We start from the raw sequence: 24769 nt of genomic DNA, 5'->3' as shown, positions 1-24769 counted from the left end.
CTCAGGTGCGGTAGAGTTCACGCGGTCCTCACGGGGACCATCGGGCTGTGGCGCAGCTTGGTAGCGCACTTGACTGGGGGTCAAGGGGTCGCAGGTTCAAATCCTGTCAGCCCGACAGGGAGTTCGAGGTCAGAGGCCGTTTCCGGGAGTCCGGGGGCGGCCTCTTCCCGTGTCGCTACTCACGACTGCGAGGGGGACTCGTCGACGACGCCCGGCGGGCGTCAGCCCGCGGCGTCGTAGGCGGCCTGGAGCCAGCCGTGCACCTCGTGGTCGAGCTGGGCCGCGTCCTGCAGCTCGAGGTGGTGCAGCCAGACGTTCGGCGAGGGGTGCACGACCTCCTTGAACCGAACGGACGTCAGCGGCGTGGACGATGCGATCGACAGGACGACGGGGACGTCCGACTGCACATACCGCCCGGGCCACCACGCGATCGCGAAGGTCCGGCGTCGGCGAAACGCGACCTGGCTCGCGCTCGCCCGGACCGTGACCGCACCAAGACCCAGGAGAGTGGCCTCGACCGCCCGGTAGAGCTCGAGGCGCCGGGGGTCGCCGGAGAACACGGCCTCCGGTGTCGGCGGGCCCGGGTCGTCCATGGTCCGACCGTAGGCCGCCATCGGGCGCCCGGCAGGTGCGGGCGGGCGCGCGGTCGTCGGCGCGCGTGAACGCGCGTATGACTGAACCATGAGCCCGGTCCTCGCGAGGATGAGTCGCTACCCGTTCGTGCTGGCCACCGTCGCGGCGGGCGCCGTCGGCCTGGCGCTGCTCGCCGCAGGCCTGCCGTCGGCAAGCCGCTGGGTCGTCAGCCTGTACGCGCTCGTGATCGCGGGCAAGCACGCCTGGGCGATGGTGCAGGACCTGCGGCGCGGCCGGGTCGGGCTCGACGTCCTCGCCGTGATGGCGATCTGCGCGACCGTGGCGGTCGGGGACTACTGGGCGGCCCTGATCGTCGTGCTGATGCTCACCGGGGGTGCGGCCCTGGAGGACTACGCGTCGGCGCGGGCACACCGGGAGGTGGCCGCGCTGCTGGCCCGCGCACCGCTGTACGCCCACCGGATCCGGCCCGACGGCACGGTCGAGGACGTGGCCGTCGACCAGGTGCAGGTCGGCGACCTGCTGCTGGTGAAGCCGGGGGAGTCGGTCCCCGTCGACGGCACGCTCGAGGGGGAGGCCGTCGCCTTCGACGAGTCGTCCCTGACGGGTGAGTCCCTGCCCGTGGAGCACGTCGCCGGCGACGCGGTGCTGTCCGGCTCGGTCAGCGAGCAGGAGGTGGCGACCGTCCGGGCCACGGTCCTGGCCCGTGACAGCCAGTACCAGCAGATCGTGGCGCTCGTGCAGGCGGCAGGTGACTCCAAGGCGCCGATCGTCCGCCTGGCCGACCGGTACGCCGTGCCGTTCACGCTCGTCGCGATCGTGCTGGCGGGGGTCGCCTGGGCGGTGAGCGGCGACCCGGTGCGGTTCGCCGAGGTGCTCGTCGTCGCCACGCCGTGCCCGCTGCTGATCGCCGCGCCGGTGGCGTTCATCGCAGGGATGAGTCGCGCAGCGAAGAACGGCGCGGTCATCAAGTCCGGCGGGGTGCTCGAGCAGCTGGCGCGCATCCGCACCGCGGCGTTCGACAAGACCGGCACGATGACGCACGGGCGGCCACGGGTGGAGGCCGTCGAGCTGCTCGACGGTCCTGGCGACGGCACGGGCGACGGCCTGGGCGTGGACGACGTGCTGCGGTACGCGGCCGCCGCCGAGCAGTACTCCTCGCACGTGCTCGCCCAGGCCGTGGTGGACGCCGCCCTGGCGCGCGGTCTGCTCGTCCCGACGGCCTCGGACGTCGAGGAGATCACGGCCGGTGGGGTCACCGCGGTCGTCGACGGGCGGCGGGTGGCGGTCGGCAAGTCGGCGTTCGTGGCATCCGTGACGGGCCGGACGTGGGAGCACACCACCGTGGTGCCCGGCCGGATGACCGTGCACGTGGGGGTGGACGGTCGACCGGTGGGGCGGCTGGTGCTCGCCGACGAGGTGCGCGCGAACGCCCGGGCGACCCTCGAACGGCTGCGCACCCTCGGCGTGCGGCACGAGGTCATGCTCACCGGTGACGCCGAACCCACCGCGCGTCACGTCGCCGACCTGCTGGGTGTGGCGGACGTGCGCGCGGGCCTGCTGCCGGTCGACAAGGTGCAGGCGGTCGCCGCGCTACCCGACCGGCCCGTGATGATGATCGGCGACGGGGTCAACGACGCGCCCGTGCTGGCCGCCGCCGACGTGGGAGTGGCCATGGGGGCGAAGGGCTCGACCGCGGCGAGCGAGTCCGCCGACGTCGTGGTGATGCTCGACGACATCGGCCGGGTCGCGCTGACCGTCGCGATCGCGCGACGCACCGTGCGGGTCGCGTTGCAGGCGATCGGTGTCGGCATCGCGCTGAGCGTGGTCCTGATGGTCGTGGCGGCGTTCGGTCTGATCCCGGCGGTCATCGGGGCCACGTTGCAGGAGGTCGTCGACCTCGTCGCGATCCTGGGCGCACTGCGGGCCGTGCGCCCAGGACGGGACGAGGCCCAGGTCGTCGGCGGCGCCGCGCCGCGGACGGCACCACGACCTCAGCTGTCGGCGGCCTCGGCGAGCCAGGGCGACGCCGGGTGACGGTCTGTGACGGTCAGCCGGCGAGGATCCGCGACTTCTGCACCTCGAACTCGGCATCGGTCAGCAGGCCCTGCGCCCGCATCTCCCCGAGCTCGCGCACCTGAGCCAGCTTGGTGTCCATGTCGACCCCGGCCGGCGCGGCGGCAGGCGCAGGGACCGCGTAGACCGGCTGCGGTGCCGGGGCGGGCGGTGGCGCCTGCTGAGCCTCCTGCGCGGCCCAACGGCCCGCCTGGCGCCGCGAGACGCGGTTCGAGACGCTGGTCGCAGTCCCTGCGATCACAGCGGTGCGGGCCACCCCGCGGATCAGACCTGGCATGGTGCGTCCTCTCCAGTCGGGGCCCGGTACCCGGACCCCTGCGATGAACCGGCTGATGTCAGAGTGTGGTGCCGGCGGCGTCGAGCGCCGCGATGACCTCGTCGGCGGGGATGCGCCCGCTGGCCACGACCTCGGCGCCACCGTGGCGCAGCGCGGTGACGAACGGTCCCGCCCACGTGTTCTCGTAGACGAGGATCCCTGCCGAGCTTCCCGGGGCGAGCGCGGCTCCGGCCTGCTCGATGTCGTCGGGCCCGAGCAGCCCGGAGGACGCACCCTCGAACACCATCAGGTCGAGCTCGCCGTCCAGGTCGAGGTCGGCGAGGACGAGACCGCTCACCGTGCCGTCGAGCTCCTTCTTGAAGAAGGCGAGGTCCAGCAGCCGGATGATCCCCCGGTCGACCAGGTCCACGATGATCGGCAGCCCCTCGCCGGTCATCTTGCTGCCCGGGAACTCGACCACGATGTAGTCGATCGGGCCAACGTCCACGCTCTGCTCGGTCATCTCAGCCTCGGTCCGTCGGGTGATCCTCGTTCGCCCCCACTCTGCTGCGGATGGGGAGCTCCCGCATCCGGGACGCCGCACCCTCCGGAGCTGCCCCGGGGCGGTCGAGGGCCCGCCCGGCAGCGCGGCGGTACGGTCGAGGCGGCCGTATGCCGTGCCCACCCGGAAGGACCTCGATGACGACGACCGAGCCGCGCCCCAGCGGACAGACCGACCCGGCAGCGGTGCCCGCGAGCGCGGTGGCGCCGTGGTGGCGTTCGGCGGTGGTGTACCAGGTGTACCCGCGCAGCTTCGCGGACTCCGATGGTGACGGGGTGGGGGATCTGCGGGGGATCACGGCGCGCCTGGACCACCTGGAGTGGTTGGGAGTGGACGTGGTGTGGTTGTCGCCGGTGTACCGGTCGCCGGGTGCGGACAACGGGTACGACATCAGCGACTACCAGGACATCGATCCGGTATTCGGGTCGTTGGCGGACTTCGACGAGCTGTTGGCGGCGGTGCATGCGCGCGGCATGAAGCTGGTGATGGACCTGGTGGTGAACCACACGTCGGACGAGCACCCGTGGTTCGTGGAGTCGCGGTCGTCGCGGGAGAACGCGAAGCGGGACTGGTACTGGTGGCGGCCGCCGCGGCCCGGGCACGGGGGTGGGGAGGTCGGTGCGGAGCCGACGAACTGGGCGTCGTTCTTCTCGGGCTCGGTGTGGGAGTGGGACGAGGTGACGGGTGAGTACTACCTGCATCTGTTCGACCGGAAGCAGCCGGACCTGAACTGGGAGAACCCGCAGGTGCGTGCTGCGGTGTACTCGATGATGCGGTGGTGGTTGGACCGGGGTGTGGACGGGTTCCGCATGGATGTGATCAACCTGGTGTCGAAGGACGTGGCGTTGCCGGACGTGCCTGCGGGGCCGGGTGGGTGGGGGGACGGGTCGGCGCACTACGCGAACGGGCCGCGGATCCACGAGTTCCTGGCGGAGATGCACCGGGAGGTGTTCGCGGGGCGTTCGGGTGAGTTCTTGACGGTGGGTGAGATGCCGGGGGTGACGTGGCAGGACGCGGTGCTGTTCACGGATCCGGATCGGCGTGAGGTCGACATGGTGTTCCAGTTCGAGCACGTGGGTCTGGACCACGGGCCGGGTGGGAAGTTCGATCCGGTGCCGTTGGACCTGCGTGACCTGAAGGCGTCGTTCGGTCGGTGGCAGCGCGAGCTGGGTGCTCGTGGGTGGAACAGCCTGTACTGGGACAACCACGACCAGCCGCGGGTGGTGTCGCGGTTCGGTGATGCGCCGGACGGGGATGCGGGGCCGTTCTGGCGGGAGTCGGCGAAGGCGTTGGCCACGGTGCTGCACCTGCATCGGGGGACGCCGTACGTCTACCAGGGCGAGGAGCTGGGGATGACGAACGCGCCGTTCGGGGGCGTGGAGGAGCTGAGGGATGTCGAGTCGCTGAATCACTACCGGTCGGCTGTGGCTGCGGGTGCGGACCCGGAGGTGGTGATGCGGGGCCTGCGGGCGATGGGGCGGGACAACGCGCGGACGCCGATGCAGTGGGATGGCGGGCCGCGGGCGGGGTTCACGTCGGGGACGCCGTGGTTGCCGGTGAACCCGAACCACACGTGGTTGAACGTGCAGGCGCAGGAGGCGGACCCGTTCTCGGTGCTGCACCACTACCGGCGGTTGATCGAGCTGCGGCACACGGTGCCGGTGGTGCGTGAGGGTGACTTCACGATGCTGCTGCCGGAGCACGAGCAGGTGTACGCGTTCACGCGTGAGCTGGACGGGGTCCGGTTGGTGGTGGTGGCGAACCTGGGGTCGTCGCCGGTGAGCATCCCGGCCGGCGACGTGGACGTGTCGGGTGGTGAGGTGCTGCTGTCCTCGTACCGTGACCCGGCACCGGCGGGCCCGGACGGGGTGGTGCTGGGTCCGTGGCAGGCGGACGTCTACCTGGTGGCGCGCTGATCGTGGGTTGAACGGCCGCGGGGGTGTGGCGTCGGCGCCGTGGTGTCAGGGCTGTGGGGCTTGCTCCGGGGCGGTGGGCAGCAGGACCTTCTCGCGGTGGCGGGGGACGACGGCGTTCCAGCCGAGCTCCTCGTCGAGGCGGTGCGCGAAGGTCTGCGCGGCGTCCTGCTCGCCGTGCACCACGTAGGCGGTGCTGGGTGCGGGCATGTCGCGCAGCCAGGTGATCAGCTGGTCGGCGTCGGCGTGCGCGGAGAAGCCTCCGGCGTCGACGACCTCGGCGTGGACGGGGATGTACCGGCCGTGGATCTTGATCTGCCGGGCGCCTTCGGCCAGGGACCACCCTCGGGTGCCGGGTACCTGGAACCCGGTGAGGATCACGGTGTTGTGCCGGTCGGGCAGCTGGGCCTCGAGGTGGTGCAGGACGCGTCCGCCGGTGGCCATGCCGGAGGCGGAGATGATGATGCACGTCCGGTCGGGGCGGTTGAGGGACTCGGACTCCTCGCGGGTGCTCATCAGCTGCAGGTGCCGGGGGGTGAACAGGTGCTCGGCGGTGCCGACCTCGGGGCGCAGCTGTGGGTCGTGGCGTGCGATGGCGTCGCGGTACACGTCCAGGGCGCGCAGGGCCATGGGGCTGTCGACGTAGACGGGCAGGTGGGGGATCCGGTGGTCGCGTTCGAGGGCGGCCAGGGTGAGCAGCAGCACGGGGGTGCGGTCGACGGCGAACGCGGGGACCAGCACGCTGCCGCCACGGTCGGCGGTGCGGGTGATCGCCTGCGCGAGGGCCTCGTGGTTGTCGTCCTCGTGGGTGCGTTGGCCGTACGTGGATTCCACGAGGACGACGTCGGCGGGTGCGGGTGTCTGCGGCGGCAGGAGCAGCGGGTGGCCGGGGCGGCCGACGTCACCGGAGACCATGACGTGGGTGCCGTGCAGGTCGAGCTCGGCGAACGCCGATCCGAGGATGTGCCCGGCGGAGCGCAGGTGCACGCGGGCACCACCGGGCAGCGGGGCGGGCCCGTCGACGGGGTGGAGCAGGGCGATCGCGCGTTCGGCGTCCTCCGCGCCGTACAGCGGCAGGGCCGGTTCGTGCTTGGAGTAGCCGTGGTCCTGGGCGTGCGCGGCGTCCGACTCCTGGATGTGCGCGGCGTCGCGCAGCACGATCGCGACGAGGCGCGCGGTGTCCGGGGTGCACAGCACGGGCCCGGTGAAGCCCTCGCGTGCCAGCACGGGCAGCCACCCGCAGTGGTCCAGGTGGGCGTGCGTGAGGATCACCGCGTCGATGCCGGACGGGTCGACGGGGGAGGGTTCCCAGTTGCGCCGCCGCCACGCCTGCTCGCCCTGGAACATGCCGCAGTCGACCATCAGCCGCGCGTGGGCGTCGTCGAACAGGAACTTGCTGCCGGTCACCGTGCCGGCCGCACCCAGGAACGTCAGGGTCGGGCGTTGCATGGCTCTCGCCGTCCTCCCGCGTCACGGCGGGGCGACCGGTCGGGTCTGCTCGCCCGGCCCGGGTCGCACCGTCGCCGCTGCTTCCACGGTAGGCAGTTGCCGGGGGCTGCGCCTGCGCACCGGTCGGACCCTGTGCGCGTCAGACGTCGTGCCGGTCAGACGAGGGGCGGTTCGACGCGTCGCGCGTCGAGCAGGTGCGTGAACGCCGACAGCAGCTCGTCGGAGGGTGCCGACGGCGAGGCGGCGCCACGGCCCTGCGTGGACCCGGCCGCGAGCGCCCGGACCTCGTCGTGCAGCTGTTCCATCGTGGCGTCCAGGCGGGCCGCGGCCAGGGCGGCTTCTCGCAGCTCGACGAGGAGGCGTTCGGGGACGGCGCCGTCGTACTTGTAGTAGATCTTGTGCTCGAGGCTCGCCCAGAAGTCCATCGCGATGGTGCGGATCTGGATCTCGACGGTGACGGCCTCGACCCGGTCGGACAGGAACACCGGGACCTGCACGATCAGGTGCAGGCTCTGGTAGCCGTTGGCCTTGGGTTCGGCGATGTAGTCGCGTTCGGCCAGGACCGTCAGGTCCTGCTGGCTGATCAGCAGGTCGCGGATGCGGTAGATGTCGGAGACGAAGCTGCAGGTGACGCGGACGCCGGCGATGTCCCAGATCTGCTCGCGGATGGCGTCGAGGGTCAGGGGGCAGCCCTTGCGCCGCACCTTGGCGATGAGGCTCTCGGGGGACTTCAGCCGGGAGCCGATGTGCTCGATGGGGTTGGTGTCGTGCACGTGCTCGAACTCGTCGCGCAGGATCGTGATCTTGGTCATGACCTCGGCGATCCCGGACTTGTAGCCGAGCATCAGTCGGGTGAAGTCGTGCCGGAGCCGGGCGAGCTCAGCTGGAGTGGGGCCGGCGTGTGCTCCCGTGAGCTCGCGGTCCGTGGGGGCCTCGTCGGTGTGGTCGAGGGGCACTGCGGGGCCTTTCCGCGAGGTGTCGTGCGTGCGGGGCTCATCGTAGGCAGAGCGGGGGCGGCCTCCGGGACGTGGCCGTCGTGGGTGGAGCCGGCGGTGAACACGAACCGGCGTTGCACCTCGAAGCTCGTCGCGAACAGGGCGATCTCGGTGAGCACCTTGGCGGGCAGCAGGGGGACCCCGATGGAGGTCAGGGCGGCCAGCAGCAGGTAGTTCACGGTGAGCAGGGCGAGGACGAGGCCGGCGTACCGGGTGGCGGCGGCGCGCCACGGGGCACGGCGGGGGCGTCGGAACACGACGTGCCGGTTGAGCAGGAAGTTCGCGGACGAGCTGACGGCGCGGGCTCCCAGGACGGAGGCGAGCAGGTTCCCGGTGGTCGCGTGCAGGACGAGCAGCAGCGCGGTGTCGAGGGTGAAGGCCGTCAGTGAGGAGGCGGCGAACGTGAGCATCGGCACGTACACGCGCAGGGAGTCGACGACGGGGCGGAAGTGGGACGAGGCGTTGGCCTCGAGGTACACGGTGGCGATGTCCTCCTCGACGATGTGCCGGCCGCTGGTGGTGGCGCGCAGCAGGACCTCCAGCTCGTACTCGAACCGGTCGCCGGGCACGCTCAGCAGCCAGGGGAGCATCGCGGCGGGGTACCCGCGCAGGCCCGTCTGGGTGTCGTGCACGGCGGTGCCCGTCACGGTGCGGAACAGCAGTCGGGTGACGGTGTTGCCGAACCGGCTGCGTGCGGGGACCTCACCGGTGAAACGGCGGGTGCCCAGCACCAGGGTGTCGTCGGCCACGGCGCGCAGGCGGGCGGCGACGCGTGCGATGTCGGCGGGGGTGTGCTGCCCGTCGCAGTCGGCGCACACGACGTCCTGCCCGGGGTGGGTGGCTTGCACGTGGGCCAGCCCTGTGCGCAGCGCCTGGCCCTTGCCGCGGTTGCGGGGGTGGGTGAGGACCTGCGCGCCGAGGCGGGCGGCGGCGGCGAACATGGTCGCGTGGTCGGGACCGGAGCCGTCGTCGACGACCAGGACCGTGTGCCCGGCCTGGCGCAGGTCGGCCACGAGGGTGACCAGCCGCGTGTCGGGTTGGTAGGCGGGGACGAGGACGATCATGTCGACGCCTCAGCCCGCGATGTACAGGATGTCGGAGGTGCCTCGCTCGGTGCCCTTGCCGAGCGGGTTGTTGACGAGCTCGCCGTCGAACACCATGGTCGAGGAGCCGCCGCCGTCGAGGTTGTAGGCGGTCGTGGCGCCCAGGTCCTGCATGATCTGCGCGAGTGCGGGCAGGGTGACGCCCGCGGAGTAGCCGGTGCTGCGGCCGTCGACGACGACGAAGACGAGGTGGTTGTCGTCGACGACACCGATGGCGGTGCGGGGCTGCTCGCCCTGGATCGAGTGGTTGCCGACGTTGGTGTCGACCTCGACGTCCTCGATCCCGTCGACCACCTGGCCGTCCTGGAGGAGCGCGGGGCCGAAGGACAACGTGTTCCACACACCTGCGGCCACCAGCTCCTCGGCGGTGGTGGCCGTCTCGTCGTACACCTCGACGTGCCCGTCGGTGTAGAACGCCAGGCCCTGACGTGCGCCCTCGTCGCGGTAGACGACACCGTTGCGGATCACGATCCCGGTGGACCGGAAGCCGTAGTAGTCGCCGTTGATCGCGAAGACCGCCCCGTTGTCGGCGGCGATGTCGGAGGTGTCCTCGGTGATGTTCTCGCCGTAGGCGTCCTGCGCGAACGCCGAGCGCAGGACCGTGGCGTCGGTGAGCACCACGTCGGCCACGTAGTACGTGACGGTGTCGTCGCCCGAACCGGTCGTCACGGTCGAGATCGAGATGCTCGCGTCGTCCGACTCGTAGGTCGTGTCGGTGACGACGGCCTCGTCGGCCTCGGGCGAGGCGGTGCCGGTGCCGGTGGAGTCGGTGCCCGACACGGTCGTGCCGCTGCGCGCGGCCTCGTACGCCGAGACGTCGGCGATCTCCACGTGGTCGATGACGTACCGGTCCAGCGCCCAGGCGCTCGTCCCGGCCACCACCAACGTCAGGCTCAGGGCACCGGCCAGGACGGCACGGCGGGCCCGGGATCGGGGGTGTGCTCTGCTCATGCCCCTGGTCTACGGACGTGGCGTACGTCCGCGGCAGGTGCCCGCTGAGCGGCGGCTGTGAGGGTGCCGGTCGGCCCGGATGCCGGTCAGTCCGGGTCGCGGACGACGAGCACCACACCGTGCGCCGCACGGACCACGTCGCGGCTGACGGCACCCAGCAGGAGCCCGCGGAACGCCCCCAGACCACGCGAGCCCACCACCAGCAGGTCCGCCTCGCGGGAGGCCTCGACGAGGGCGTGCACGGGGTCGTCGTCGCGCAGGTCCAGGCTGACCGTGACCGACGGGTGGGCGCTGTGCAGCTCGTCCGCCACGGCCCGTGCGGCGGCATGCGTGGGGTCGTCGGGGGACAGATGAGCGGTGCCGTCCACCGCGGGACCACGCCCGTGCGGGTCGGCCGGCACCGGGCGGGCGTGCAGCACCCGCAGCGGCCGCCCGCGCCGCGCCGCCTCCTGCGCGGCCAGGCGTGCGGCCACCAACGAGGACCTGGACCCGTCGACACCGACGACGACCGGTGCGTCCGCCGCGGCGTGGGCGGTACGCACCAGCGCGACGGGGCATGTGGCGTAGGTGACCAGCTGTCCGCTGATGGACCCCAGGCCGGGCCGCCGACCCTGCCCGTGCGCACCCAGGACCAGCAGCTGCGCCTGGCTGCTCAGCTCCCGCAACGCCGGGACGACAGGCCCACGCATGAGCCGCACCTCCACCGGCACGCCGGGCTCACGTGCCCGGATCTCGTCACGGACGGCGTGGAGCTGGGTGAGCATCTCCTGCTCGTACTCCTGCGTGTCGGGCACCATCGGGTACCAGCCCCAGGCCGCCGCCTCGGACGGGTCACGGTAGGAGTGCACCAGGAGCACCGCCGCGTGCCGGGTGCGGGCCGCGTCGACCCCCCACCGCACGGTCTGCTCGCTGTGCTGGGAGAAGTCGGTGGCGATCACCACCGGACCGTCGGTGCGCATCCGTCCTCCTCGACCCACGCCGTCGCGCCTGCTGCCGGGCCGTCGGGCAGTCCCACTGCCGCATCCCGCTGTCACGCCCACTGTGCTGCTCCCACCCCGCCTGCGCGCGGCGAAGCACGGCCGACGGGGTCGAGGACCGCCCGCGACGTCCGCCCGGCCGGACCTTCACACCCGGACCTCACACCCGGCCGCGCCCACGCGTCTGCACACTGTGACAGTGAAGGAACCGTTCGAGCAGGTCGTGCAACGGCACGGGGCGCGCGTGCTGCGCGTGTGCCGTGCCGTGGTCGGCCCCGTCGACGCCGACGACGCCTGGTCCGAGACGTTCCTGGCGGCGCTGCGCGCCTACCCGGACCTGCCCGCCGACGCGCACGTGGAGGCGTGGCTGGTGACCATCGCGCACCGCAAGGCCGTCGACGTGGTGCGCCGCGCCGCCCGCCAGGCCGTACCCGTGGCCGACCTGCCCGAACGGGCCGCGCCGGGCGGGGCCGACGAGCGGGACCTGGACCTGTGGTCCGCCCTGGCCGCCCTGCCGACCAAGCAGCGCCACGTGCTGGCCTACCACCATCTGGGTGGCCTGCCGTACGAGCAGGTTGCCGCGATCGTGGGCGGCACCGCGGCCGCCGCCCGACGTGCGGCGGCCGACGGCGTGGCGACCCTGCGCCGCACCTACGTGCCCGCCGATCTGCCTGCTGACCTGTCCGCCGTCCGAGGAGCGCGAGCATGACCACCGCCGACCCGACCGTGCTGCCCGACCAGGTGCCCCCCGCGTTGCAGACCCTCGACGCACCACCGGCGCACCTGCGCGACCTGCACGCCCGTCTGGTCGCCCGCGCGCAGCACGACGGTCTGCTCGAGGTCGCCTACCGCACGCTCGACACCCCCCTGGGGGAGCTGCTGGTGGCGGCCACCCCGGTCGGGGTCGTCCGGGTCGCCTTCGCCGTGCAGGACCACGCCCAGGTGCTCGCCGACCTCGCCGAGCAGGTCAGCCCTCGGGTGCTGGAGGCACCGCGCGCGCTCGAGGGCGTGGCACGTGAGCTGGGGGAGTACTTCGCCGGGCACCGCCGTGCGTTCGACGTGCCGCTCGACCTGCGCCTGGCGCAGGGGTTCCGACGGGCGGTCGTCGCGCAGCTGAGGCGGGTGCCGTACGGGCGGACCGCCAGCTATGCGACGGTGGCGGCGGACGTGGGTCGGCCCCGTGCGGTGCGCGCGGTGGGTACGGCGTGCGCGCTGAACCCGTTGCCCGTCCTGCTGCCCTGCCACCGGGTGGTCAGGGCTGACGGCACCCCTGGCCGGTACGTCGGCGGCGACCACGCCAAGGTGCTGCTCCTGCAGCTGGAGTCCGGTCAGGGCGGCACGTGACGCCGTGCTGAGCCTGCCGCACCTCCCGGTGCGTGACGCTGCCCACCGGTGCCGACGGCGCTCAGCGGGGGACGTCGGCCAGGGGCCAGGCGACCAGGCGCGGGATCCCGGCAGGTGCGACGTCCGCGAGCGCGAGGAACCTCGCCTCGGCGCGGTGCAGGCGGATGTGCTCGTCGACGGACCAGGTGGGGCCGTTGGTCAGGACCATGCCGCACGCGCAGGCGATGGTGACGCGCCCGTCGGGGGTGGTCTCGACCTGACCGACGGTCGTGTGCTCGGTGTAGGCGCGGACCTTGGCTGCCCGCATGGGTGCGCTGACCGCCGGTGCGGGGGTGTCCTCGGTCGGGTCGAGGGCGGTGGTGCCGTCGGGGGTGGGTTCGGAGGGGTGGGCTGCGACTGGCATGCGTGGGTCCTCGACGGTCCGGCGGTGGCCCGTGCGGGACGCTGGCCCGTGCGGGTGGGAGTGCGGGTGCGGTCGCGGGCGGTCAGCGGTCGGAGGTGACCTGCTCGTCGACCAGGTGGTCGAGCTCGAAGGACTCGTCCCACTGCCCGCCACCCAGGCTCGGCATCATCTCACGCAGCTGGGGCGCCCAGGTCTGGGCGCGGTCGGGGAAGCAGCGTTCGAGGAGCTCGACCATGGCGGCGGCGGCCGTGGAGGCGCCGGGGGAGGCGCCGAGGAGACCGGCGATGGTGCCGTCGGCGGCGGTGATGAGCTCGGTGCCGAACTCCAGGACCCCGCCGTGGGTCGGGTCGCGTTTGATGACCTGGACGCGTTGCCCGGCGGTGACCAGCTCCCAGTCGCGGGGATGCGCGGTGGGCATGAACGCGCGCAGTGCGCGCAGGCGTCGGGTGGGTGTGGCGGTGACCTCGCTGATCAGGTAGGTGAGCAGGTCGAGGTTGCGCAGCCCGACGGCGAGCATGGGGACGAGGTTGGCGGGGCGCACGGTGCGGATCAGGTCGGTCCAGGAGCCGTGCTTGAGGAACTTCATGGACCAGCCGGCGTAGGGGCCGAACAGGAGGGCGTCCTGGCCGTCGACGGTGCGGGTGTCGAGGTGGGGTACGGACATGGGTGGGGCGCCGATGTCGGCCTTGCCGTAGACCTTGGCCTGGTGGGCGGCGACGAGGGCGGGGTGGGTGGTGCGCAGGAACTGCCCGCTGATGGGGAAGCCGGCGTAGCCCTTGATCTCGGGGATGCGGGACTTCTGCAGGAGCGGCAGGGCGCCGCCGCCGGCGCCGATGAAGACGAACCGGGCGTGCACGGTGCGGGGGCGTCCGCCGTTCCAGCGGCGGTCGGTCACGCGCAGCCGCCAGCCGTCGCGGTGGCGGCGCAGCCGGGTGACCTCGTGCTCGAGCAGCACCTGGGTGCCGTGCCGGGTGGCGTCCTCGACGAGGGCGCGGGTCAGGGCGCCGAAGTCGACGTCGGTGCCGGAGGCGGCGCGGGTGGCGGCGACGGGTTCGGCGGGGTCGCGGTCGGTGAGGAGCAGCGGTGCCCAGGTGGCGATCTGGTCGGGGTCGTCGCTGAACTCCAGCTCGGCGAACAGGGGGTGGGTGACCAGTGCCTGGTGGCGGCGGCGCAGGTACTGCACGTTCTGCGCTCCGCGCACGAAGGTCATGTGAGGGGTGGTGGTCACGAACCCGGTGCCGCCGGGCAGGCGCCCCTGGGTGGCCAGGTAGTGCCACAGCTCACGGGACAGCTCGAACTGCTCGTTGATGCGGATGGCCTTGGTGATGTCGACGGTGCCGTCGGGGCGTTCGGGGGTGTAGTTGAGCTCGCAGAGGGCGGCGTGGCCGGTGCCTGCGTTGTTCCAGGCGTTCGAGCTCTCCTGCGCCAGGGCGTCGCGTCGTTCGACGAGCAGGATGCGCCAGGTGGGCTCGAGGGTGGTCAGCAGGGCGGCGAGCGTGGCGCTCATGATGCCGCCGCCGACGAGGACGACGTCGACAGCCTCTTCGCGATCGGTCACGCGGCCGATCGTAGGTTGACGTCGAGAGACCTTCGTCCTGCCGATTGTGTGATCTTGGTCTCCTCTTCAGCCCTGGTGGGGGCTGCATGCCGCTGACCAGGTCCGTCGTGCGGCCATCGTGCCGCCATCGTGAGGCCATCGTGCCGCCGGCGCGAAGCACTGAGGCACTCGGTGGCGTGCGCCCGGCGGCCCTGCTAGAACCGGAGGCATGGACCGCCCCCGCGACCTGACCTCCGACCCCGCAGCCGAGCTCATCGCGCAGGAGCCGATGCCCGAGGCCGCACTGGCCGCGCAGGACGCCCGTTCGGGTGGAGACCCGCAGCGTGCGCCTCGTTCGTTGCACGAGGTCGAGCTCGAGCCGGACGACGAGGACATCGCCAGCGGCGAGGAGTGGGACGACCCTGCGACGTTGTGACCGGGGTCGCCGTCGCGGGGTCGCCCGACTCCTCCCGTGAGGACGTCGGGCCGGTCAGGCCCGCAGCAACCTCACCGGCTTCACCTCACCGGTGCAGCCTCACTCGGTGGGCGTCCCGTCCAGCGCACCGCCAGAGGACTCCAGGTGGGCGCGCACGAACCAGTGGAACAGCTCCAGCTCGTGCAGGTGCCCGATGAGCAGGTCGTTGGTGACCGCATCGAGCTCCTCGGTGGCCTCGGCCGCCGCGCGGTGCGACTCGATGACACCCACGTACACCTCGTCCAGTGCCCGCAGGTGCTCGATGGCGCCGGCCCGCGCGATCGCGTAGTCGTCCCACGAGCGGGCCGCCACGAGCGCACCGGGGGTGCCCACGGGTGCGACGCCGAGGGTGGCGATGCGTTCGGCGATGGCATCGACCATGAGCCGCACCGCGTCGACCTGCGGGTCGAGCATCTCGTGCACCGCGATGAAGTGCGGACCCACGACGTTCCAGTGGATGTGCTTGAGGGTCAGGTGCAGGTCGTTGAGCGCGTGCAGGCGCTCCTGCAGGACCGCGGCGACCTTCGCGCCGGCCTGCGGGGTCAAGGAGGGCACCGTGTACTTGGGCAGGCCCTTGGTGGCGCCGGACGTGGCGTTCTTGGTGGGCTGAGCCTTGCTGGGCATGAAGCCTCCTTCGTCGCTCGGGTGATCGGTCCACCGTGCCCGACGCTCAGCGCACCCGCATCCCGGGCTCGGCCAGGAACGGGTCGCCCTCCAGGCTCAGCCGTCGCACGACCTCACTGATCTCCAGGTGCGCCAGCCCCGGGCCGATCTCGTCCCACCGCCGCGGTGCCGCCACCGTCGGTCGGGTGCGGCCCCGCAGCGACCAGGGCGTGATCGTGGTCTTGGCCGGGTGGTTCTGCGACCAGTCGACCAGCACCTTGCCGGTGCGCAGGTCCTTGCGCTGCACGGCCACCACCAGCGAGGGGTGCGCCGCGGCCAGCTCGTGGGCGAACCGCCGGGCGTAGTCGTGCACCGCCGTCGCCGGCGTCGGGCGCGGCAACGCGGCGTACAGCTGCAGGCCCTTGCTGCCGGAGGTGACCGGGACGGTGCTCAGGCCGTCCTCGGCCAACCGGGTCGCCACCAGGTGCGCCACCCGGGCGCACTCCTCCAGGCCGGCCGGGGCGCCCGGGTCCAGGTCGACGACCAGCCGGTCGCAGTGCCGCAGACCGCCCCGCGGGCCCACGGTCCACTGCGGGGTGTGCAGCTCGAGCGCTCCCTGGTTCGCGGCCCACACCAGGCCGGCCACGTCGTCGAGGAACGGCAGGTCCAGCTCGCTGCCCTCGTCCTGCGCGCCGGGGGCCGCAGGCAGGCGTTGGTGACGCAACCACGCAGGGGCACCCCGGGGGACGTTCTTCTCGAAGAACCGCTGACCCTCGACCCCGTCGGGCCAGCGCACCCGGGTCACCGGCCGGTCGCGCAGCTGGCGCAGCAGCGCAGGGGCGACGCGGACGAGGTAGTCCATGACGTCGGCCTTCGTGGTGCCCGCCGCCGGGTACATCACCTTGTCCAGGTGCGTGACGCGGACCTGGCGCCCGTCGACCTGCAGCACCTGGGCGGCACCGGTGCTCACGGCTGTTCCCGACATGCCGGGGTGGCGTGCAGGGGCTCCACGGGTCCATCCTGCCCAGAAGAGGTACGCACGTCGCGGGGAGCGACCTGACCGCATCGGGGGCGGTCGTGGGGGTCGCCGTCAAGGACGGGAGCGGGGCCATGCGGGCGATCTGGAAGGGTGCGGTCGCGTTCGGGCTGGTCAACGTGCCGGTGCGGTTGTACGCGGCCACGGGTGAGCACGAGGTCGCGCTGCACCAGGTGCACCGCGCCGACGGTGGGCGGATCCGGTACCGGCGCACGTGCAGCGTGTGCGGGGAGACGATCGACACGCTCGACATCGCCAAGGGGTACGAGACGGGCACGGGCGAGCTGGTGGTCCTCACCGACGAGGACCTGGCCGAGCTGCCGTTGGCGTCGGGCCACGAGATCGAGGTGCTGGAGTTCGTGCCCTCGGATCAGGTCGACCCGATCCTGCTGCAACGCACCTACTACCTGGAACCCGACAAGACCTCGGCCAAGCCCTACGCCCTGCTGCGGGGGGCGTTGGAGGCCACCGACCGGATGGCGGTCGTCAAGGTCGCGCTGCGTCAACGCGAGTCGATGGCGGTGCTGCGGGTGCGCGGCAAGGTCATCGTGCTGCAGACCCTGCTGTGGCCGGACGAGCTGCGCGCCGCGGACTTCCCGGTGCTGGACGCGCAGGTGCAGGTGCGCCCGCAGGAGCTGACGATGGCGTCCTCGCTGGTGGAGTCGTTGGCGGCGGACTTCGACCCGTCGCAGTACACCGACTCCTACGAGGCGGCAATGGTCGCGCTCATCGAGTCGAAGGTCTCGGCCGGGCACACGCAGGCGGTCCCTGCGGCCGAGGGCGCCGAGCCGGGCACAGGCGGCGAGGTCGTCGACCTGCTGGCGGCCCTGCAGCGCAGCGTGGAGAAGGCGCGGGCCGGTCACGCCGGGGCCGCACCGGCACCGGAGCCGAAACAGCCACGCAAGACCACCCGGGCACGCAAGTCGGCCGCAGCCGAACCCGAGGCTGCTGAGCCGGAGGAGGCGGCACCGGCGAAGACCGCCCGGCGAGGCCGCCGCGAGGCCTCGTGACACCAGGCGGGCGTCCCGGGGCGCCCGGGCGGTCCCCGGGGCATGCCCCGGTCCCCGAGGGGCCGGTCGCTGCGCTGCGCCGCGTGGCCTGGCTGCTCGAGCGCGCCCAGGCCGACGGGTACCGCGCGGCGGCGTTCCGGCAGGCCGTGCGGGTGCTCGAGCCACTGGGTGCCGACCGGGTCGGCGACCTGGTCGCCACCGGGTCGCTGACCGACCTGCCCGGGGTAGGTGCCCGGACAGCCCAGCTCGTCACACAGGTGGTGCGCGGGGAACCGGTGCCGTACCTGGAGGACCTCGAACGCGCCGTGCAGGACGAACCCGGGGCCGACCCGCAGGCCGTGGCGCTGCGGGCGTGCCTGCGCGGTGACCTGCACGCGCACACCGAGGCCAGCGACGGGACCACGTCCCTGCAGGAGATGGTCCTGGCCGCACTCGAGCTGGGTCACGAGTACCTGGCGGTCACCGACCATTCACCGCACCTGACCGTCGCGCACGGCCTGAGTGCGGCTCGGCTGCGCGCGCAGGGGCAGCAGATCGAGGCGTTACGCGGGCCGCTGGCACCCTTCCGGGTGCTGCGGGGGATCGAGGTGGACATCCTGGCCGACGGGAGCCTCGACCAGGACCCGGACCTGCTGGCCGAGCTCGACGTCGTGGTCGCCTCCGTGCACTCCGACCTGCGGGCCGACGAGGCCACGATGACCACCCGCATGCTCACCGCGGTGCGCGACCCGCACACCGACGTGCTGGGCCACTGCACCGGTCGTCGCGTCCGGGGCAAGCAGCGCCCACCCAGCCGGTTCGACGCCCGCGCCGTGTTCGAGGCCTGCGCCGAGCACGGCGTCGCGGTGGAGATCAACTGCCGACCCGACCGCCAGGACCCGCCCGAGGAGCTCCTGGCCCTCGCCGCCGCCTGCGGGTGCCTGTTCGCGATCGACACCGACGCGCACGCGCCCGGGCACCTGGCGTGGCAGCTCGACGGTTGCGCACGCGCCGCCCGGCACGGCATCACGGCCGACCGGGTCGTCAACACCCTGCCCGTCGAGCAGCTGGTCGCCCGCCACGGCCGGTGAGGGCACGACGTGGCACCGTCCGTGGCAGGCGCCACGCGCGTCCGGTGCGGGAATGGGCCTCATCTGCGGCTAAGGTCGTCCGCGGCGTCCGTCGGCACGGGGCCAGTCCGTGCGCCGACGACGTCGGCCCGTTCCGGGCCCGCACGTCCCGTCAACAAGGAGCACATGTCCGTGAGCGTGAACCGCACCGAGCTCGTCCAGGCCATCGCCGCGAAGGCCGGCCTGACCAACACCGACGCCGACAAGGCGCTGCGTGCCTTCCAGGAGGTGCTCGTCGAGCAGCTCGCCGCCGGCGAGAGCGTCACGATCCCCGGCCTGCTGGCCGTGTCGCGTGCGGAGCGTTCGGCCCGCACCGGCATCAACCCGCAGACCGGTGAGAAGCTCGAGATCCCGGCCGGCTTCCGCGTGAAGCTCACCGCCGGCAGCGCCCTCAAGCGCGCAGTCTCCGCGTGAGGCACCCGGTCACCTGACCGGACGTCAGTCCGGCGGTGACCGCGGCCGACCGGGCCCCGGTTCCTCGTGGACCGGGGCCCGGTGGCATGTCGGGAACACCCCCGACCGCTAGCATGTTGCGAATGGATCTCACGACGCAGGAGGTGTCGATGTCCCCGGGAACCCCGCGGCAGACCAAGCAGCGCACCGAGATCCTCGACCTGCTGGGCACTCTCGACGAGTTCCGCAGCGCCCAGCAGCTGCACGAGCTGCTGCGTGCCCGTGGGTCGAGCGTCGGGCTGGCCACCGTGTACCGGGCCGTGCAGCGCCTCGTCGAGAACGGCGAGGTCGACGTGCTGCGCTCCGAGGACGGCGAGTCGGTGTACCGCCGCTGCGAGCGCCGCAGCCACCATCATCACCTGGTGTGCCGCAGCTGCGGACGCACCGTCGAGATCGACGCCCCGGTCGCCGAAGGGTGGGCGGCGCAGATCGCTGCCGCGCACGGCTTCGACGACGTGGACCACACCATCGAGCTGGTCGGCACGTGCGCGTCGTGCCGCGAGACGCAGCGGGCAGTCCTCAGCAGGTAGCCGCGCCCGGCGGCCGTGGCGGTGGGCGATGACGGGTGTGCCCTGAGGCGCTGGTCTCGCACCGCTCACCCCGGGCGTGCCGTGCCTGGCTAGAACTCGATGCGACCGCCGATGCCACCCAGCGGGGCGATCGCCTCGATGCGCGCGAGGTCCTCGGCCGTGAGGGTGAGCTCTGCCGCGGCGGTGTTCTCAGCCACCCGCTCGGGGCTTCGAGAGCCGGGGATCGGCACGATGTCGTCCTTCATGGCCAGCAGCCAGGCGAGCGAGAGCTGCGAGAGGGTGGCGCCCTTGCTCCGGGCGAGTGCGGTGAGCTGGTCGACGATGGCGACGTTGGCCTCGTAGTTCTCGGTCGCCCACCAGGGTGCGCGCTGGCGGAAGTCGTCCGGCGCGTACTGCGAGCGGGGCGTGACCGACCCGGTGAGGAACCCGCGGGCGAGCGGGGAGTAGGCCACCAGGCCGATCCCGAGCTCCTCCAGCACCGGGAAGAACGCCTCGGCCTCGCGCGAGAAGATCGAGTACTCGACCTGGAGCGCGCTGATGGGGTGCACCGCGTGGGCTCGGCGCACGTTCTCCGCGGTGGTGTTGGACAGACCCAGGTACCTGACCTTCCCGGCCTGGACGAGCTCCTTCATGACCCCGACGACGTCCTCGACCGGGACGGCCGGGTCGTGCACGTGCTGGTAGAGCACGTCGATGTGGTCGATGCCCAGGTGGCGCAGGCTGGCGTCCACCACGGCGCGGACGTGGTCCGGCTGGGAGCTGGGGGCGAAGGCCGGCTGGGTGAAGCCGAACTTGGTCGCGATCGTCACATGGTCGCGAAGCGGGGCGAGTGCGGCGCCCAGGAGCTGCTCGCCCTGCCCCCAGCCGTACATCTCGGCGGTGTCGAAGTGGGTGACGCCCAGGTCGTAGGCCCGGCGGATCGCGGCGATGGACCGGGTGTCGTCGCTCGGGCCGTAGCCCATCGCGGTCCCCATCGCTCCGTAGCCGATCGCTGACGCCGTCAGTCCCTGGCGGCCAAGAGTGCGTGTCTGCATGGTGCTCCCTTCAGAGGTGTGGTGACACCTTACGCCCAACCTGTCTGACTCAGACACATTCGGCTGAACGCGTATCCTTCAGCCATGGTCGCCACGCCCGCCCGTCGAGCCCCCACGCTGCGGGAGATGACACGCGAGGCCGTGCGCGCGCGCATCGCCGACACCGCGATCGACCTGTTCGCCGAGCACGGGTTCGACCAGGTCACCGTGGACCAGATCGCGGCCGCCGTGGGCATCTCCGCCCGCAGCTTCAACCGCTACTTCCCCACCAAGGAAGACGCCGTCATGGGCGACACGACCGCCTGGGGCGAGCTGGTCCGGGACGCGTTGGCGGCGCGACCGTCCGACGAACCGGCGTGGTCGTCCCTGCACGCAGCCCTCGACGCCCTGCTGGCCGTGCCCGGAACCGACGAGGATCGCCAGAAGCGCTCGATGCGAGTCCTCATCAGCGCACCCACACTGCGGGCCCGCAACCTCGAGAAGCACCTCGCCTGGGCGGAGCAGCTCGTCCCGCTCGTCGCGGAACGGTTGGACGGGCACGACGCGACGCTGCGCGCCGAGGCCCTCGTGCAAGCCGGCCTGGCGTGCCTCGACGTGGCACTCCTGACCTGGTCCCAGCCGCACGAGACCCGCTCACCGCGCACGATCCTCGGCATCGCCTTCGCCACCCTCAACCCCACGACCTGAGCGGCGGCACCGCCCGCTCACAGGCCGCGTCGGGCGCTGCGCACCTCGATCACCCACGGCACGGCCCACCACACCGCCACGATCAGCACCAGCACGGATCCACCGACCACCCGCCCGGCGGACCTCGAGACGACGACGTCGAACAGGAACATGGGCACACCGACCATCACGACGGCCAGGGCCACCAGCCCCGCGCGGGCGAACAGGTTGCCCGCGCCGACCAGCTCGCCCTTGAGCCCCCGCTGGAACAGCAGCCGGTGCAGGCTCACCGGGGCCACGATGAGCACCGTCGCGACGGCCGCCACCACCACCAACGTCAGGTAGAGCGTGCGCTGGTAGTCGTCCAGGTCGGCGAACCGCTGCTGGAACGGGATGGTCAGCAGGAACCCGACGAGGATCTGCGCGCCGGTCTGCGTGACCCGCAGCTCCTGCATCAGCTCGTCCCAGTTGCGGTCCATCCGCTCGGCCGGGGTCTCGTGCCGCTCGGCGGGTCGCCGTCCGTGCTGGACCACGTCGTTCACCTCCCGCCGCCTCCGACGAGGTCGGGCACCTGGGCCGACGGTCGCCGTCGACCCTCGCCGATCCTCGCTGATCCGGGGTCCACCCGCACGGCCGCGGCACGCTGGCCCGACCGCACCCGTGCGCGCCCTGCCGTGCGTCAGACTGGCCCGGTGACCCGACTGCATGATCCTTCCCGCCGTGACTTCGCCTCCGACAACTACGCCGGAGCGCACCCGCAGGTGCTCACCGCCCTGGTCGAGGCCAACGAGGGCCACCAGAGCGCGTACGGCGCCGACGTGTACACCGCCCGGTTGCAGGAGGTGCTGCGGGCGCACTTCGGTGAGCAGGCCGTCGGGTATCCCGTCTTCAACGGCACCGGCGCGAACGTGCTGGCGCTGCAGTCGGCGCTGCCCCGGTGGGGTGCGGTCATCTGCTCCGAGCAGGCACACATCAACACCGACGAGAACGGGGCCCCCGAACGCATCGGCGGGCTCAAGCTCCTGACGGTGCCCACCCCGGACGGCAAGCTGACCCCTGAGCTGGTCGACCGGCAGGCCTGGGGTTTCGGCGACGAGCACCGTGCGCAGCCTGGTGTCGTGTCGATCACGCAGACCACCGAGGTCGGCACCGTGTACACGCCCGCCGAGATCGGTGCACTGGCCGAGCACGCGCACGGGCTCGGCCTGGCGCTGCACGTCGACGGGGCGCGCCTGTCCAACGCGGCCGCCACCCTGCAGGTCCCGCTGCGGGCGTTCACCACCGACGTCGGCGTCGACCTGGTCTCGTTCGGCGGCACCAAGAACGGCCTGCTGTTCGGCGAGGCCGTCGTGGTGCTCGACCCGGCGCGTTCGAGCGGCCTGGAGTACCTGCGCAAGGTCGACATGCAGCTCGCCTCGAAGCTGCGCTTCATCTCCGCCCAGCTCGTCGCGCTCTACGAGGGTGACCTGTGGCTGCGCTCCGCCCAGCACGCCAACGCGATGGCAGCCCGGCTGCGCGCCGGGGTGGAGGCCCTGCCCGGGGTGCAGGTCACCCAGCCGACGCAGTCCAACGCCGTGTTCGTGGTGCTGCCCGCCGGGGTCGCCGACACGCTGCGGGCGCACCGGCGCTTCTACGACTGGGACGTGGCCACGGGCGAGGTGCGCTGGATGTGCGCCTTCGACACCACCGAGGAAGACGTTGACGCGTTCGTGGCGGAGGTCGCCTCTGCCCTCGCCGCCCGCTCCGACGGGTAGTCCCGGCAGGCCCGCCGCCCGCGAGCGCAGCTGCAGCAGCGGCGGGTGGCGGCGCTGCACCCTCGGTGCGCACCGCCACCCGCGCCTCACGCGTCGTGGCTCATCCCGTCGTGCAGGTCGCGCCGTCGAGGGTGAACGCCGTCGGGGCGTCGTTCTGCCCGGTGAACGTTCCGTTGAACCCGATCTCGGTCGAGGCCCCCGGTGCCAGGGTGCCGTTCCAGGCGAGGTGGGTGGCCTGCACGGCCGTGCCGGTCTGCGACCAGGTGGCCGACCAGCCCTGCGTGAGGGTCTGCCCGCTGGGGAACGTGAACCCCAGGCTCCAGCCGGACCGTGTCGTGGTGCCGGTGTTGGTGATCCGCACCGACGCCGTGAAGCCCGAGCTCCAGCTCGATGCGGTGTAGCGCACCGAGCAGGTCGCCGCCGGCACGGTCGGGGTGGGCGTCGGGGTGGGCGTGGGCGTGACGGTGGGCGTCGGTGTGGGGGTCGGGGTCGGTGTGGTGGTGGGCGTCGCCGTCGGTGTCCCGGTGCCCACCGCTGCGATCGTCGTCCCCGTGGTGCTGCCCACCCCGCCGAGGGGCACCTGGTGGTCAAGGCTGACGAACTTGCCGCCCGACTGCCACAGTGCCGGCTTGAGCAGGGCGTACTTGGCGGCGTCCCACGTGACCCAGTCGTCGAGCAGCAGCCCGCCGGTGTCACCCGAGTTCGGGTTCAGCACCCAGAACGTGTGCGAGATCCGCCGCTCCACGATCAGATCGCGCAGAGCTGTCATCCACCGCTGGTTGGGGCCACCGTCGAGGATGCCGCCCCACTCGCCGATGAGCAGCGGTGCCGTGCCCTGCTTGTGCAGGTACAGCCAGTTCGGGTCCCACACGTCGCGTTCGAGCGTGGCGCGGCTCCAGTCGCCGGTGAACCACGGCTGCGCGGAGACCAACGGACCGTAGTCGTGCGGGGAGTACACCAGCTGGTCCTGGTGCACACCCAGGTCGATGGGCAGGTCGCGTGCGCCGCGCAGGTTCCCACCCCACCACGTGCCGTCGTAGTCGGCCCCGTTCGTCGAGGACCAGGACACCCCCGCCTTCGGATACACCTCGATGCCCTCGACCAGGATCAGCAGGTGCGGGTTGATCGCGAGGATCCGCCGGGCGGTCTCCTGGGCGAACGCCCGGAAGTTGTCGACGTCGGAGCTGGCGTCCCACTTGGCGCGAGGCGTGGCACCGGCCGTGCCGTGCGGCTCGTTCTTCAGGTCGGCGCCGATGATCGTGTCGTCGTCCTTGTAGCGGGCCGTCACCCACTCCCACCCGGCGTACACGTCCTGCGTGGTGATCGACCCCTTGAACCACATCGGTGCGAAGTGGCCCGCGTTGTCCGCCTCGGCGCTGTGCACGTCCAGCACGACCTTCAACCCGTACTCGTCGCACAACGAGAGCCAGTAGTCGAAGATCTGCAGGTTGTTCATGCCCGTCAGCTCGGGGTTCGCGTACGTGTTCACGTTCGGCGCCGTCACGACGGTCCCGGCCTTCCACTCCAGCAGCAGCTGTGTGGAGATCGGCACCCGCACCACGTTGATCCCGCGGTCGGCCATGCCCTTCGTCACCGTGCGGATGTTGGCCGTCCACAGGCCGTGGAACACCCGTTCGGTGGCGTTGAAGCCGAACCAGTTGGTGCCCGTCAGCCACGCCTCCTGACCGTTCTCGTCGACGATCCTGGCGCCGTCGGTGTGCAGCCAGTCGGGTGTCGCGTCAGCATGCGCAGACGTCGGGACGAGGGTCAACGACGTGGCCACGGCCGCGGCAGCCACGACCGCCGTGACCCAGCGACGCAGCACACGCTGCGGGCCGAGGCGAGGCTGCGCCGACGAGGAGCCGCTCACAGCGACATGGGACGAACGGAGGAAGGACAACAGGGGCACGGGAACCTCCCGGATCGGCAGAGGGGGAGCGGG

General features: G+C 72.3%; 26 protein-coding genes and 1 tRNA gene. 12 read left to right on the top strand and 15 right to left on the bottom strand.

What is annotated here, in order from left to right; translation table 11 throughout:
* Positions 1 to 41 precede the first annotated feature (41 nt).
* A tRNA-Pro gene (locus ACTHAM_RS07910) sits at positions 42 to 115 on the top strand.
* A gap of 106 nt (positions 116 to 221) precedes the next feature.
* Here the strand turns inward: ACTHAM_RS07910 and ACTHAM_RS07905 are convergent.
* Complete coding sequence (locus ACTHAM_RS07905) at positions 222 to 593, bottom strand: DUF5655 domain-containing protein (RefSeq protein WP_440686105.1); 372 nt, start codon at positions 591 to 593, stop codon at positions 222 to 224.
* A gap of 88 nt (positions 594 to 681) precedes the next feature.
* Between ACTHAM_RS07905 and ACTHAM_RS07900 the strand changes: the two genes are divergently transcribed.
* Positions 682 to 2628: a heavy metal translocating P-type ATPase gene (locus tag ACTHAM_RS07900; protein WP_440686103.1), complete on the top strand. Its 1947-nt coding sequence runs from the start codon at positions 682 to 684 to the stop codon at positions 2626 to 2628.
* Between the two features lie 13 nt (positions 2629 to 2641).
* On the opposite strand, the gene ACTHAM_RS07895 is transcribed toward ACTHAM_RS07900, so the two are convergent.
* Together ACTHAM_RS07895 and ACTHAM_RS07890 are read right to left on the bottom strand one after the other, a co-directional pair.
* Positions 2642 to 2944 carry an SHOCT domain-containing protein gene (locus tag ACTHAM_RS07895; protein ID WP_440686101.1) on the bottom strand — a complete coding sequence of 101 codons (303 nt, stop codon included), beginning with the start codon at positions 2942 to 2944 and terminating at the stop codon, positions 2642 to 2644.
* Positions 2945 to 3002: 58 nt separating this feature from the next.
* Positions 3003 to 3446: a DUF6325 family protein gene (locus ACTHAM_RS07890; RefSeq protein WP_440686099.1), complete on the bottom strand. Its 444-nt coding sequence runs from the start codon at positions 3444 to 3446 to the stop codon at positions 3003 to 3005.
* A 176-nt stretch (positions 3447 to 3622) separates the two neighbouring features.
* Here ACTHAM_RS07890 and ACTHAM_RS07885 point away from each other — a divergent pair, with 176 nt between their 5' ends.
* The gene (locus ACTHAM_RS07885) at positions 3623 to 5401 is read left to right on the top strand and encodes an alpha-glucosidase (RefSeq protein ID WP_440686097.1); all 1779 of its coding nucleotides are present in this window, start codon (positions 3623 to 3625) and stop codon (positions 5399 to 5401) included.
* Between the two features lie 45 nt (positions 5402 to 5446).
* Here ACTHAM_RS07885 and ACTHAM_RS07880 read toward each other — a convergent pair whose 3' ends face one another.
* The 5 genes from ACTHAM_RS07880 to ACTHAM_RS07860 all read right to left on the bottom strand — a co-directional run bounded on the left by ACTHAM_RS07880 (position 5447) and on the right by ACTHAM_RS07860 (position 10855).
* The gene (locus tag ACTHAM_RS07880) at positions 5447 to 6847 is read right to left on the bottom strand and encodes an MBL fold metallo-hydrolase RNA specificity domain-containing protein (RefSeq protein ID WP_440686095.1); all 1401 of its coding nucleotides are present in this window, start codon (positions 6845 to 6847) and stop codon (positions 5447 to 5449) included.
* 155 nt (positions 6848 to 7002) lie between these two features.
* Positions 7003 to 7692, bottom strand: a complete 690-nt coding sequence (locus ACTHAM_RS07875) for a GTP pyrophosphokinase (protein WP_440686093.1) — start codon at positions 7690 to 7692, stop codon at positions 7003 to 7005.
* Positions 7692 to 8906, bottom strand: coding sequence for a glycosyltransferase (locus ACTHAM_RS07870; RefSeq protein ID WP_440686091.1), 1215 nt, complete (start codon positions 8904 to 8906; stop codon positions 7692 to 7694). Before ACTHAM_RS07870 ends, ACTHAM_RS07875 begins: the two co-directional genes overlap by 1 nt.
* A gap of 9 nt (positions 8907 to 8915) precedes the next feature.
* On the bottom strand, positions 8916 to 9896 hold the full coding sequence (locus ACTHAM_RS07865; RefSeq protein WP_440686089.1) for a phosphodiester glycosidase family protein: 981 nt from the start codon (positions 9894 to 9896) through the stop codon (positions 8916 to 8918).
* A gap of 86 nt (positions 9897 to 9982) precedes the next feature.
* Positions 9983 to 10855: a universal stress protein gene (locus ACTHAM_RS07860; RefSeq protein WP_440686086.1), complete on the bottom strand. Its 873-nt coding sequence runs from the start codon at positions 10853 to 10855 to the stop codon at positions 9983 to 9985.
* A gap of 217 nt (positions 10856 to 11072) precedes the next feature.
* Here ACTHAM_RS07860 and ACTHAM_RS07855 point away from each other — a divergent pair, with 217 nt between their 5' ends.
* On the top strand, positions 11073 to 11582 hold the full coding sequence (locus ACTHAM_RS07855; RefSeq protein WP_440686084.1) for an RNA polymerase sigma factor: 510 nt from the start codon (positions 11073 to 11075) through the stop codon (positions 11580 to 11582).
* The gene (locus ACTHAM_RS07850) at positions 11579 to 12217 is read left to right on the top strand and encodes a methylated-DNA--[protein]-cysteine S-methyltransferase (protein ID WP_440686082.1); all 639 of its coding nucleotides are present in this window, start codon (positions 11579 to 11581) and stop codon (positions 12215 to 12217) included. Before ACTHAM_RS07855 ends, ACTHAM_RS07850 begins: the two co-directional genes overlap by 4 nt.
* 61 nt (positions 12218 to 12278) lie before the next feature.
* Here ACTHAM_RS07850 and ACTHAM_RS07845 read toward each other — a convergent pair whose 3' ends face one another.
* Entirely contained in the window at positions 12279 to 12620 is a 342-nt protein-coding gene (locus ACTHAM_RS07845) for a hypothetical protein (protein WP_440686080.1), read from the bottom strand.
* An 82-nt stretch (positions 12621 to 12702) separates the two neighbouring features.
* Positions 12703 to 14178 carry a malate dehydrogenase (quinone) gene (mqo, locus tag ACTHAM_RS07840; RefSeq protein WP_440686078.1) on the bottom strand — a complete coding sequence of 492 codons (1476 nt, stop codon included), beginning with the start codon at positions 14176 to 14178 and terminating at the stop codon, positions 12703 to 12705.
* A 208-nt stretch (positions 14179 to 14386) separates the two neighbouring features.
* Here mqo and ACTHAM_RS07835 point away from each other — a divergent pair, with 208 nt between their 5' ends.
* The gene (locus ACTHAM_RS07835) at positions 14387 to 14593 is read left to right on the top strand and encodes a hypothetical protein (protein ID WP_440686076.1); all 207 of its coding nucleotides are present in this window, start codon (positions 14387 to 14389) and stop codon (positions 14591 to 14593) included.
* A gap of 99 nt (positions 14594 to 14692) precedes the next feature.
* Here the strand turns inward: ACTHAM_RS07835 and ACTHAM_RS07830 are convergent, their stop codons facing one another.
* Both ACTHAM_RS07830 and ligD read right to left on the bottom strand, forming a co-directional pair.
* Complete coding sequence (locus tag ACTHAM_RS07830; RefSeq protein WP_440686074.1) at positions 14693 to 15256, bottom strand: Dps family protein; 564 nt, start codon at positions 15254 to 15256, stop codon at positions 14693 to 14695.
* A gap of 46 nt (positions 15257 to 15302) precedes the next feature.
* Entirely contained in the window at positions 15303 to 16205 is a 903-nt protein-coding gene (gene ligD, locus ACTHAM_RS07825; protein ID WP_440686072.1) for a non-homologous end-joining DNA ligase, read from the bottom strand.
* A 140-nt stretch (positions 16206 to 16345) separates the two neighbouring features.
* Here ligD and ku point away from each other — a divergent pair, with 140 nt between their 5' ends.
* The 4 genes from ku (at position 16346) to ACTHAM_RS07805 (ending at position 19373) form a co-directional block, all read left to right on the top strand.
* On the top strand, positions 16346 to 17281 hold the full coding sequence (ku, locus tag ACTHAM_RS07820) for a non-homologous end joining protein Ku (RefSeq protein WP_440686070.1): 936 nt from the start codon (positions 16346 to 16348) through the stop codon (positions 17279 to 17281).
* Entirely contained in the window at positions 17278 to 18351 is a 1074-nt protein-coding gene (locus ACTHAM_RS07815; protein WP_440686068.1) for a PHP domain-containing protein, read from the top strand. The genes ku and ACTHAM_RS07815 overlap by 4 nt, the downstream gene beginning before the upstream one ends.
* A gap of 171 nt (positions 18352 to 18522) precedes the next feature.
* Positions 18523 to 18804, top strand: coding sequence for an HU family DNA-binding protein (locus ACTHAM_RS07810; protein ID WP_146951929.1), 282 nt, complete (start codon positions 18523 to 18525; stop codon positions 18802 to 18804).
* A gap of 122 nt (positions 18805 to 18926) precedes the next feature.
* Positions 18927 to 19373 (top strand): Fur family transcriptional regulator, encoded by a 447-nt coding sequence (locus ACTHAM_RS07805; RefSeq protein WP_440686066.1) that lies wholly within the window; start codon positions 18927 to 18929, stop codon positions 19371 to 19373.
* Positions 19374 to 19462: 89 nt separating this feature from the next.
* Here the strand turns inward: ACTHAM_RS07805 and ACTHAM_RS07800 are convergent, their stop codons facing one another.
* Positions 19463 to 20407 carry an aldo/keto reductase gene (locus ACTHAM_RS07800; protein WP_440686064.1) on the bottom strand — a complete coding sequence of 315 codons (945 nt, stop codon included), beginning with the start codon at positions 20405 to 20407 and terminating at the stop codon, positions 19463 to 19465.
* An 84-nt stretch (positions 20408 to 20491) separates the two neighbouring features.
* Between ACTHAM_RS07800 and ACTHAM_RS07795 the strand changes: the two genes are divergently transcribed.
* Positions 20492 to 21094 carry a TetR family transcriptional regulator gene (locus ACTHAM_RS07795; RefSeq protein ID WP_440686062.1) on the top strand — a complete coding sequence of 201 codons (603 nt, stop codon included), beginning with the start codon at positions 20492 to 20494 and terminating at the stop codon, positions 21092 to 21094.
* A gap of 17 nt (positions 21095 to 21111) precedes the next feature.
* Here ACTHAM_RS07795 and ACTHAM_RS07790 read toward each other — a convergent pair whose 3' ends face one another.
* Positions 21112 to 21606 (bottom strand): DUF6328 family protein, encoded by a 495-nt coding sequence (locus ACTHAM_RS07790; protein WP_440686060.1) that lies wholly within the window; start codon positions 21604 to 21606, stop codon positions 21112 to 21114.
* Positions 21607 to 21765: 159 nt separating this feature from the next.
* Between ACTHAM_RS07790 and ACTHAM_RS07785 the strand changes: the two genes are divergently transcribed.
* On the top strand, positions 21766 to 22827 hold the full coding sequence (locus ACTHAM_RS07785) for a threonine aldolase family protein (RefSeq protein ID WP_440686058.1): 1062 nt from the start codon (positions 21766 to 21768) through the stop codon (positions 22825 to 22827).
* Positions 22828 to 22927: 100 nt separating this feature from the next.
* Here ACTHAM_RS07785 and ACTHAM_RS07780 read toward each other — a convergent pair whose 3' ends face one another.
* Positions 22928 to 24697: a cellulase family glycosylhydrolase gene (locus ACTHAM_RS07780; protein WP_440686056.1), complete on the bottom strand. Its 1770-nt coding sequence runs from the start codon at positions 24695 to 24697 to the stop codon at positions 22928 to 22930.
* Positions 24698 to 24769: the final 72 nt, after the last annotated feature.

Source organism: Cellulomonas soli (assembly GCF_052036975.1).
GTDB lineage: Bacteria > Actinomycetota > Actinomycetes > Actinomycetales > Cellulomonadaceae > Cellulomonas > Cellulomonas soli_A.
The sequence above is the reverse complement of the archived record's forward strand: the minus strand, read 5'-3'. Positions and strand labels throughout refer to the sequence as shown.